The sequence below is a fragment of the Microcoleus sp. S13_C3 genome, assembly GCF_036700905.1.
GTDB lineage: Bacteria > Cyanobacteriota > Cyanobacteriia > Cyanobacteriales > Microcoleaceae > Microcoleus.
The window spans coordinates 1-1,533 of record NZ_JAUBPT010000348.1 but is presented as its reverse complement, the minus strand read 5'-3'; the positions used below and the strand labels follow the sequence as shown (position 1 = coordinate 1,533).

Annotated in this window: 3 protein-coding genes; 1 reads left to right on the top strand and 2 read right to left on the bottom strand. The window is 41.2% G+C overall.

Annotation, left to right across the window (positions count from 1 at the left end):
• Positions 1 to 125: 125 nt before the first annotated feature.
• On the bottom strand, positions 126 to 386 hold the full coding sequence (locus QUA16_RS36645; RefSeq protein ID WP_333041516.1) for a sulfiredoxin: 261 nt from the start codon (positions 384 to 386) through the stop codon (positions 126 to 128).
• Positions 387 to 424: 38 nt separating this feature from the next.
• The gene (locus tag QUA16_RS36640; RefSeq protein ID WP_333109756.1) at positions 425 to 553 is read right to left on the bottom strand and encodes a hypothetical protein; all 129 of its coding nucleotides are present in this window, start codon (positions 551 to 553) and stop codon (positions 425 to 427) included.
• A 287-nt stretch (positions 554 to 840) separates the two neighbouring features.
• On the opposite strand from QUA16_RS36640, the gene QUA16_RS36635 reads away from it, so the two are divergent.
• Positions 841 to 1,473, top strand: coding sequence for a hypothetical protein (locus QUA16_RS36635; protein ID WP_333109754.1), 633 nt, complete (start codon positions 841 to 843; stop codon positions 1,471 to 1,473).
• The last annotated feature ends 60 nt before the right edge of the window (positions 1,474 to 1,533 follow it).

Below are 1,533 nucleotides of genomic sequence, written 5' to 3'. Positions count from 1 at the left end.
AAGTTTTTTCTCTTGTGGGATGGGCCGGAGAGCCCGTCCGAAAATTTGATCGAAAGGACTTTTGCAAGAAGTCTAGTGATTGTCGATCGAATATCTTTGCCTGTCGTGGATTTCTGTTGAGAGGCTCAGGCTAGGTGCATCTGCAACACGGCACGGGGAGCTCGGCGTATTTTACAGCGGATAGTTTCTAAACCGAGACGCTGGCAAGCTTCGTACCGGTGGCAGCCGGAAAATCCGTAATACTGACCATCTACTTCTAGCACGTCGATGGGTTCGTTTAAACCTACCTCGCGGATGGATTCCATGAGGGCGGCGACTTTGGTTTGGTCGTTGACTCGCGGCAGGGGGCGGCGAATCTGGTTGAGGGGTATTTCTTCGATCCTCATGGCGGCTCTCTTTTTTGCTTGTTGTTAAATCATACTCGTTATGACTTCGTTTTAGCAATAAAACTGTCAGGAAATTTTGAGATGGGGAGAACGGGGGCGCGCGATCGCCCGTTTGCTGTAGTGTCGGGGGATGGAGGGCGATCGGCTTTGGGTGGGAAAATCAGCATTAAAAATTCCTTCCCATCACCTGGGTAGCTCAATTCATTGTCGGTGTCTTGACGTTTGAATGCCCTAAAATTATAATTTTATTAGGCAAAGCCTAGGGGTAGTCGTTACGACTGCCGCATCATAACCGCTGAAAAATAACCGCTGAAAAGGCGGTTTTAGCGTTTTTTTAGAGAGCGGATTTCATTGCCATGTAATGGTATGTCTTGAGGAATCTTTCAGCAATTTTTGAAGTCCACTAGAAGACTATTAATGATAGCTTCGTTGCTCCAACCATACCAGTTAATTAATGAAAAGTAAAAAGCAGATTGAGCAAATTGCACAGAATTTAAAGCAAGCCATCTCAGACAGAGATCAAAAGCTAGCCTTAGACTTATTTCGAGCGGGATTACAAGAAAGTGAGGCGGAATTTGTAGGTCAACTACGAAAAATTGGTGTACTTCGATGCTCAAACTATGATTTCCAATCTCAGATACTTAATTCTTTGATAAATGAAACTGGGAAAATAAACATCAGCCAGGATAGCCAAGTTTACTTTGAATCTATAAAATCGCTTCTTTCCATCTCAAGAAATATTCAAACCTTATTTAAGGCTTTACTTAAAGAGGTTGATTATCTTGAGATGAAAAGTTACCTAATTGCAGTTGATTCATTGTTCTGGCTCCTTGACGATCTTCAACAAGACCACGCTAATCGCTACTCTGTATGTAAGGAAGAGCTAGCTTCAGCCTTTTCTTTCTATCTTTATCATAGCCATGACAAAAAGGTTATAGATAAATCAAATATTAATAAAGTCAATGAAAAACGCTTAAACGATAAATATTACCTTGACAAATTAGAGGATTTTAACAAATTAATTTTTTTTCAAGAGTCTGAAGTGCTTGTAGATAGTTTTGGTTATACAGCTATAGAACCCATTTGACATCTAAGAAGAGGGTGCAAGCCTTCTAATCATCAGCCTAATAAAACAAAGGTTGAGCTT

What these genes read in the sequence shown, in the direction of transcription:
- QUA16_RS36635 (WP_333109754.1), top strand. Translation starts at nt 841, where the DNA reads ATGAAAAGTAAAAAGCAGATTGAGCAAATTGCACAGAATTTAAAGCAA.
- QUA16_RS36645 (WP_333041516.1), bottom strand. Translation starts at nt 386, where the DNA reads ATGAGGATCGAAGAAATACCCCTCAACCAGATTCGCCGCCCCCTGCCG.
- QUA16_RS36640 (WP_333109756.1), bottom strand. Translation starts at nt 553, where the DNA reads ATGCTGATTTTCCCACCCAAAGCCGATCGCCCTCCATCCCCCGACACT.